The sequence below is a fragment of the Streptococcus humanilactis genome (assembly GCF_019448275.1).
Classification (GTDB): domain Bacteria; phylum Bacillota; class Bacilli; order Lactobacillales; family Streptococcaceae; genus Streptococcus; species Streptococcus humanilactis.
In genome coordinates this window covers 880,852-889,690 of record NZ_JAHXBZ010000001.1, presented here as the reverse complement: position 1 = coordinate 889,690, position 8,839 = coordinate 880,852, and the positions used below count along the sequence as shown (strand labels likewise).

Sequence of the window (8,839 nt, the reverse complement as noted above, 5' to 3'; positions counted from 1 at the left end):
GTAGCCTCTACATCAGCAAGCACAAGCGCTGTAGCATCTACCTCAGCAAGCACAAGTGCCGTAGCGTCTACCTCAGCGTCAACAAGTGCGGTAGCCTCTACCTCAGCGTCAACAAGCGCTGTAGCGTCTACGTCAGCAAGCACAAGCGCAGTAGCCTCTACCTCAGCGTCAACAAGTGCCGTAGCGTCTACCTCAGCAAGCACAAGTGCCGTAGCGTCTACCTCAGCAAGCACAAGTGCCGTAGCGTCTACCTCAGCATCAACAAGTGCTGTAGCATCTACATCAGCATCAACAAGTGCAGTAGCGTCTACCTCAGCAAGCACAAGCGCTGTAGCATCTACATCAGCGTCAACAAGTGCCGTAGCATCTACATCAGCAAGCACAAGTGCGGTAGCTTCTACATCAGCGTCAACAAGTGCCGTAGCGTCTACATCAGCAAGCACAAGCGCAGTAGCCTCTACATCAGCATCAACAAGTGCGGTAGCTTCTACATCAGCGTCAACAAGTGCCGTAGCGTCTACATCAGCAAGCACAAGCGCCNTCTACATCAGCAAGCACAAGCGCAGTAGCCTCTACATCAGCAAGCACAAGCGCTGTAGCATCTACATCAGCGTCAACAAGTGCAGTAGCGTCTACATCAGCAAGCACAAGCGCAGTAGCCTCTACATCAGCGTCAACAAGTGCCGTAGCGTCTACATCAGCAAGCACAAGCGCTGTAGCATCTACATCAGCAAGCACAAGCGCAGTAGCCTCTACCTCAGCGTCAACAAGTGCCGTAGCGTCTACCTCAGCATCAACAAGTGCCGTAGCGTCTACCTCAGCATCAACAAGTGCCGTAGCCTCTACATCAGCAAGCACAAGCGCCGTAGCGTCTACCTCAGCATCAACAAGTGCCGTAGCGTCTACCTCAGCATCAACAAGTGCCGTAGCCTCTACATCAGCAAGCACAAGCGCTGTAGCATCTACCTCAGCATCAACAAGTGCCGTAGCGTCTACCTCAGCGTCAACAAGTGCCGTAGCCTCTACCTCAGCAAGCACAAGCGCCGTAGCATCTACGTCAGCGTCAACAAGTGCGGTAGCGTCTACCTCAGCAAGCACAAGCGCGGTAGCGTCTACATCAGCAAGCACAAGTGCGGTAGCTTCTACATCAGCATCAACAAGTGCGGTAGCCTCTACATCAGCGTCAACAAGTGCCGTAGCGTCTACCTCAGCAAGCACAAGCGCCGTAGCATCTACATCAGCATCAACAAGTGCGGTAGCCTCTACCTCAGCGTCAACAAGTGCCGTAGCGTCTACATCAGCAAGCACAAGCGCAGTAGCCTCTACATCAGCATCAACAAGTGCGGTAGCCTCTACATCAGCAAGCACAAGTGCGGTAGCTTCTACATCAGCATCAACAAGTGCGGTAGCCTCTACATCAGCAAGCACAAGCGCCGTAGCGTCTACCTCAGCAAGCACAAGTGCTGTAGCGTCTACCTCAGCAAGCACAAGTGCGGTAGCATCTACATCAGCATCAACAAGTGCGGTAGCCTCTACATCAGCAAGCACAAGTGCGGTAGCCTCTACATCAGCAAGTACTAGCGCGGTAGCCTCTACATCAGCGTCAACAAGTGCCGTAGCGTCTACATCAGCAAGCACAAGCGCGGTAGCCTCTACATCAGCAAGTACTAGCGCGGTAGCCTCTACATCAGCGTCAACAAGTGCCGTAGCGTCTACATCAGCAAGCACAAGCGCTGTAGCCTCTACATCAGCAAGTACTAGCGCGGTAGCCTCTACATCAGCAAGCACAAGTGCGGTAGCTTCTACATCAGCGTCAACAAGTGCAGTAGCCTCTACCTCAGCATCAACCAGTGCGGTAGCCTCTACATCAGCGTCAACAAGTGCCGTAGCGTCTACATCAGCAAGCACAAGCGCTGTAGCATCTACATCAGCATCAACAAGTACGTCAACTTCAACAGGTGTAAGTACATCAATTTCAACAAGTACAAGTACTTCAATAAACACACCAGCTGATAAGACAGTCGTATCTGATCCAAACGCTTTAACTCCAGAAGAGAAGAAAGTGATCGAAGACAAGGTCAAAGCTGTTAACCCAGGCTCTACAGTAGTAGTAACTAACAATGGTACTACTACCGTCACAACACCATCAGGTAAGACAGCGGTTATCCCAGGTGTAGACTTGACTAAGACAGAGAAATCTGTACCGACACCAAATGCTGGAAATGATATCGTTAAACCAGCTGATAAGACAGTCGTATCTGATCCAAACGCTTTAACTCCAGAAGAGAAGAAAGTGATCGAAGACAAGGTCAAAGCTGTTAACCCAGGTTCTACAGTAGTAGTAGCAAACAATGGTACTACTACCGTCACAACACCATCAGGTAAGACAGCGGTTATCCCAGGTGTAGACTTGACTAAGACAGAGAAATCTGTACCGACACCAAATGCAGGCAATGACATCGTTAAACCAGCCGATAAGACAGTTGTATCTGATCCAAACGCTTTAACTCCAGAAGAGAAGAAAGTGATCGAAGATAAGGTCAAAGCTGTTAACCCAGGCTCTACAGTAGTAGTAACTAACAATGGTACTACTACCGTCACAACACCGTCAGGTAAGACAGCGGTTATCCCAGGTGTAGACTTGACTAAGACAGAGAAATCTGTACCGACACCAAATGCAGGCAATGACATCGTTAAACCAGCCGATAAGACAGTTGTATCTGATCCAAACGCTTTAACTCCAGAAGAGAAGAAAGTGATCGAAGACAAGGTCAAAGCTGTTAACCCAGGTTCTACAGTAGTAGTAACTAACAATGGTACTACTACCGTCACAACACCATCAGGTAAGACAGCGGTTATTCCAGGTGTAGACTTGACTAAGACAGAGAAATCTGTACCGACACCAAATGCTGGAAATGACATCGTTAAACCAGCCGATAAGACAGTTGTATCTGATCCAAACGCTTTAACTCCAGAAGAGAAGAAAGTGATCGAAGACAAGGTCAAAGCCGTTAACCCAGGCTCTACAGTAGTAGTAACTAACAATGGTACTACTACCGTCACAACACCATCAGGTAAGACAGCCGTTATTCCAGGTGTAGACTTGACTAAGACAGAAAAAGATGTAACGAAACCAAATGCAGGCAATGACATCGTTACACCAGCCGATAAGACAGTTGTATCTGATCCAAACGCTTTAACTCCAGAAGAGAAGAAAGTTATTGAAGATAAGGTCAAAGCAGTCAACCCAGGCTCTATAGTAGTGGTAACTAACAATGGTACTACTACCGTCACAACACCATCAGGTAAGACAGCCGTTATTCCAGGTGTAGACTTGACTAAGTCAGGAGACATTACAACTAGACCAAATGAAGGCAATGACATCGTTACACCAGCCGATAAGACAGTTGTATCTAATCCAGATGCTTTAACTCCAGAAGAGAAGAAAGTGATCGAAGACAAGGTCAAAGCCGTTAACCCAGGTTCTACAGTAGTGGTAGATGACAAGGGTAACGCAACCGTCACAACACCATCAGGTAAGACAGCGGTGATTCCAGGTGCAGATTTGACTAAGACAGAAGAAGATGTAATGAAACCAAGCACAGCACCTTCTGAGTCAGAATCAACACTTGCATCTACATCAGCAGACACATTATCTTCTGAAACACCATCAGAATCAGCAGGTAAGTCAAGACAGCAATTGCCAAATACAGGTACAAAAGCTTCCAAATCATCTGTACTCCTTGGAGCTTTGGCAGCCGTGACTGGTCTAGGTCTGTTTGCGAAACGCCGTAAACGTGATGATGAAGAATAATCGGATTAAAAATACATAGAAAGTATTACTATTTCGATTTATGAAAAATCCCTTGGATGAAAACTCATCCAGGGGATTTTTTGCGTTTTAAAAGTTAAGGGAAACGGAAAAATAATATAAAAAATGTTATAATAGTAGGAAAGGAGAACGACTACATGACTGAAAAAATTACGGTAATTGTACCAGTTTATAATGTTGAAAATTACCTAGAAAAATGTTTGGATAGTTTAATTAATCAAACTTATAAAAATCTTGAAATTATTGTAATCAATGATGGTTCTACAGATAATTCGGGTGAAATTTGTCAAGAGTATGCACAGAAAGATAATCGAATTGTTTATATTGAAAAAGAAAATGGTGGTCTATCTGATGCACGAAATGCAGGTTTAGATAGAATGACTGGATCTTACGTAACTTTTGTCGATTCAGATGATTGGGTTGAATTAGATTATGTAGAAATCTTTTACAAAAAAATAATTGAGTATCAGGCAGATATTTCTGTTGGAAATTATTATTCTTACAATGAAGATGAGGAGACATATTATTTCCATATATATGGTGATTCCTACTATGAGAAAGTATATGACAATGTTTCTATCTTTGAAAACTTATATGAATCTCAAGAAATGAAGAGTTTTGCTTTGATATCTGCTTGGGGCAAACTCTATAAAGCGAAATTGTTTGATTATCTCCGATTTGATAAAGGTAAACTCGGCGAAGATGGTTATTTTAATCAAAAAATGTACCTATCTGTAAATAAAGTAGTTTATTTAAATAAAGGTCTGTACGCATATCGTCAGAGAAGTGGAAGTATTACAAAAACTTGGACAGAAAAGTGGATGCATGCTTTAGTTGATGCTATGTCTGAGCGTATTACTCTACTAGCTAATATGGGTTATCCTCTTGAGAAGCACTTGGCAGTTTATCGTCAGATGTTGGAAGTCAGTCTCGCGAACGGTCAAGCTAGTGGTTTATCCGATACAGCAACGTATAAAGAGTTTGAAATGAAAAGAACTCTTTTAAATCAGTTATCAATACAGGAGCAAAAGGAAAAGAAAGCAATTGTCTTGGCGGCAAATTATGCTTATGTAGAGCAGGTAATGACGACTATAAAATCCATTTGCTATCACAATCGCTCAATTCGTTTCTATTTGATTAATAGTGATTTTCCCAATGAATGGATGAAACAATTAAATAAGCGATTGGAAAAGTTTGATTCAGAAATTATCAATTGTCGGGTAACTTCTGAGCAAATCTCACGTTACAAAACAGATATCAGTTACACTGTTTTTTTGCGTTACTTTGTGGCTGATTTTGTGAAAGAAGACAAAGCTCTTTATTTGGATTGTGATCTAGTTGTAACGAAAAATCTAGATGACTTGTTTGCTACAGATTTACAGGACTATCCTTTGGCTGCTATTCGAGATTTTGGAGGAAGAGCCTATTTTTGTCGAGAAATCTTTAATGCAGGTGTTCTCTTGATTCATAATGCTCTTTGGAAACAAGAGAATATGACGCAAAAGCTGATTGATTTAACCAATGAATGGCACGATAAGGTGGATCAGGCAGATCAGAGTATCTTGAATATGCTTTTTGAAAACAGATGGTTGGAATTGGACTTTGATAATAATCATATTGTCATTCATGAACGTTTCGCAAACTATCATTTTCCAGATGGGCAAGAATATCCAGGAATTATCCACTACTTATCAAAGAGAAAGCCTTGGAATACACACGCTGAACAAACCTATCGTGATGTTTGGTGGTACTACCATGATATGGAATGGACAGAGTTGGGGAAAAATCATCATTTACATTCTCTTAAAAAATTGCATCTTTATCCTCTGAAAGTTCCATTTTCTTGTTTAATTTATACAGCTTCAGATCAAATTGAGCAGTTGGAAACACTAATAGCTGCTTTACCAGAAGTGCAATTTAAAATTGCGGCAAGAGTAATCGTTGGTGAGAATCTTTCTAGACTTGTTGTGTATCCAAACGTTACTGTTTATTCTGGAACAGTATCTTTGGAGGAATTGGATAGAGAATTGGTAGAAACTTGTCAGGTTCTTTTAGATATCAACTATGGTGAGAAGGAACTAGAGATATTAGAGCAATTTATTTCCCAAAATAAACCAATTTTAGCCTTTGAAAATACTAAATCTTACGAAGCGAACCAAGAGATATATCAGATTGATCAAGTTTCAGAAATGATAGAGAGAATAAGAGAGTTAAATAGATGAGAAAAAATACTGTGCGAGGTGATGCACTAATCTTAACTGTGAGTGATCAGATTGAGCAATTAGAATATATTTTGGAAAACTTACCAGATATCTGTTTTCATATTGCAGCTCCTGTACAGTTTTCTGAAAAGATAAGAGTACTGGAGTCTAAATATAATGTTCGTCTCATGACAGTTACAAATGGACAACAGTTAAACTTTCTAGTGAACATGTGCGATATCCTATTAGATATCAATCATTTTCAAGAAGTCGATTCTATTGTTTCTAAATTTTTGCAGGCTGGTAAAATAGTCTTGGCTTTTGACAATACAGTCCACGGAAATCAAGGACAGGAAGTCTTTGAAGTAAATAGACCTGATGAATTGGTTGGTAGGATTCGTGATAGTATAAATTCAATCCAAGTGGGGGTGAATAATCAAGAAAATATCATCCAAGATGGAAATTGGAATGTATTTCAAATTGATAGTAAAGCTAGTTTAATTGTGGGAAACAATGTCATTTGTAGAAATTTTGAGAATTTCCATGTTTCTTCAGGGAAGTTAATACTGCATGATGGTGTCTTCATCAATAATTCTTGTAGTTTCAACTGTATGGAAAGAATTGAAATCGGAAACGGAACTATGATGGGGGAAGGGGTTCGTTTTTATGACCACGACCATGTTTATACCGCTGAAAAAATTGAAAAATGGCAGTGGAAAACAGCACCAATCAGAGTTGGAAGAGATTGTTGGATAGGAAGCAATGTCACGATTTTAAAAGGAGTGACTATTGGGGATAACACGATTATTGGAGCAGGTTGTCTTGTTCGTAATGATATCCCGGCAAACAGTGTGGTTTATAATGATGGAAATCTTTGTGTAAAAAGAAGAGATTAAACGTGAAATATAATAAATGAGGTAACTTAGTATATGGGAAATGAACTAATTAGTATTGTAGTTCCAATCTACAATGTTGAAAATTATTTGCGTGAGTGTTTAGACAGTATTAAGAATCAAGCTTTTAAAAACTTTGAATGCATTATGGTTAATGATGGTTCTACAGATAGCTCACAAAAAATAGCGGAAGAGTATCTAGCGGATAGTCGTTTCAAACTAATCAATCAATCTAATAAAGGTTTAAGTGGAGCTAGAAATACGGGTATTAGTCATATTAGAGAAGAGTCTACTTTTGTTTCTTTTGTAGATAGTGATGATTATATTTATCCTGATTTCTTAGAAACTTTAATAGAACACATTGAAGATGATGTTGATATTATAGAAGGAATGATTGAATATTTCCATGATGAAATAAAAGTGGATAATGTCTCTCATAATTTTGAGAAAAAAGTATTATTAACCAAGGATGACAAATTGGGAGAATTAGCATTAAATGAGCTGAGAGTTAGCGTTTTTCCAAAATTGTTTCGAAAAAGTTTATTAACAGAAGATTTTTTCCCAGAAGGGTGGATATTTGAAGATTTAGCAGTTGTTCCTGAGTTGGTAAGTTATTCAGGAAAATGGATTAAATTACCAAAAGTTATCTATGGTTACAGGATTCGTCCAAACTCAATTACTACTAAAGAGTTTTCAGAAGAAAAATTAGATGTATTTAAGATATTCGGAAAGTATGACTTGTTTTTTAAAGATGAGAGTGATGTAACAAAATTATTAGTTGAAAAAATAAAATATTTACATTTGAATTATCATGACATAGAATTTGTACCAGAGAATAATCAGTATAAACAGTTATACCAACAAGAAAAACAAAAACTATTATCTAAAATAGCAGATTATGAAAGTAAAGCCTTAATTAGTATTATCGTACCAATTTACGATGTAGAAAATTATTTACGCCAGTGCTTAGATAGCATTGTGAGTCAGACTTATCAAAATTTTGAGTGTTTATTAGTAAATGACGGTTCGCCAGATAACTCTGCTGATATTTGTAGAGAGTATGTTGAGAAGGATTCTCGTTTTCGTTATTTTGAAAAGGAAAATGGAGGAGTTTCTTCAGCGCGTAATCTAGGTATAGAACGTTCAAAAGGGCAATATATCACCTTTATTGATTCGGATGATTGGGTGGATTCTGATTATTTAGAAGTCCTTTACAATGCACTTATAGATGAGAATGCAGATATAGCTATCTCTACTTATAAACAATTTAATATGGATGATAATTGTTATTATGTGCATTCTTATCAAAGAGGATATGATAGAAAAGTTTTTACGAGTGAAGAATTAATCGACTCTCTATCGTCGTTATATCAGTATGATAATACTTATATTTTCGTTAGTTGTAAGCTAGTTTCTAAAAGATTGTTAAAGTATATTCATTTTAATCATTGTACTAGTTACGGTGAAGATATGGAGTATTGGTATAAATTATACCTAACTGCTAAGACAATAGTTTATGAAAATAAAGATACATATACTTATAGAACTGGTAATGATTCTTCAAAACATTTTAAAATAGAAAAAATTCGTAGTGACATTCAACAACGTTTAAATTTTATAGCTGTAATTGCAGCTAGAGGAATGAATGTGGCAACTTATGTAAATGATTTTATTACATATTTACACTTTTTAGAAACAAAATTTGTAGAAGAAGAACAATCTAATGAAACAGTAAGATGGTTAAAAGAAATTTTGTTTTTATTAGAAGGATTCAGAGAAATATAATATAAATGTTGAATAGTGCCATATTTCTAATCTCGTATATTGAAGACAGTTACTTTATGTGATTGAATGTGAATTATAATATATAAGTGGAATGTTGGGATTCTTTGCAAGTATATAAGGAAATAGTT

Annotated in this window: 4 protein-coding genes and 1 pseudogene; 4 read left to right on the top strand and 1 reads right to left on the bottom strand. The window is 38.7% G+C overall.

Annotated elements, in window-relative coordinates:
- Positions 1-533, bottom strand: a pseudogene (locus KV696_RS04160) (adhesive domain-containing protein); the annotation flags it as partial.
- Positions 534-1,972: 1,439 nt separating this feature from the next.
- Here KV696_RS04160 and KV696_RS04150 point away from each other — a divergent pair.
- From KV696_RS04150 to KV696_RS04135, 4 genes are all read left to right on the top strand, one after another.
- Positions 1,973-3,814 (top strand): MiiA motif-containing surface protein, encoded by a 1,842-nt coding sequence (locus KV696_RS04150; RefSeq protein WP_309147681.1) that lies wholly within the window; start codon positions 1,973-1,975, stop codon positions 3,812-3,814.
- 155 nt (positions 3,815-3,969) lie between these two features.
- Positions 3,970-6,054, top strand: a complete 2,085-nt coding sequence (locus KV696_RS04145) for a glycosyltransferase (protein ID WP_219966939.1) — start codon at positions 3,970-3,972, stop codon at positions 6,052-6,054.
- A complete protein-coding gene (locus KV696_RS04140; protein ID WP_219966938.1) occupies positions 6,051-6,929 on the top strand; it encodes a DapH/DapD/GlmU-related protein in 879 nt (292 codons plus the stop codon). Before KV696_RS04145 ends, KV696_RS04140 begins: the two co-directional genes overlap by 4 nt.
- A gap of 33 nt (positions 6,930-6,962) precedes the next feature.
- On the top strand, positions 6,963-8,711 hold the full coding sequence (locus KV696_RS04135) for a glycosyltransferase family 2 protein (protein ID WP_219966937.1): 1,749 nt from the start codon (positions 6,963-6,965) through the stop codon (positions 8,709-8,711).
- Positions 8,712-8,839: the final 128 nt, after the last annotated feature.

Bases quoted from the DNA above. Each gene is read 5' to 3' on its own strand.
- KV696_RS04145 (WP_219966939.1), top strand. From the start codon at position 3,970: ATGACTGAAAAAATTACGGTAATTGTACCAGTTTATAATGTTGAAAAT.
- KV696_RS04140 (WP_219966938.1), top strand. From the start codon at position 6,051: ATGAGAAAAAATACTGTGCGAGGTGATGCACTAATCTTAACTGTGAGT.
- KV696_RS04135 (WP_219966937.1), top strand. From the start codon at position 6,963: ATGGGAAATGAACTAATTAGTATTGTAGTTCCAATCTACAATGTTGAA.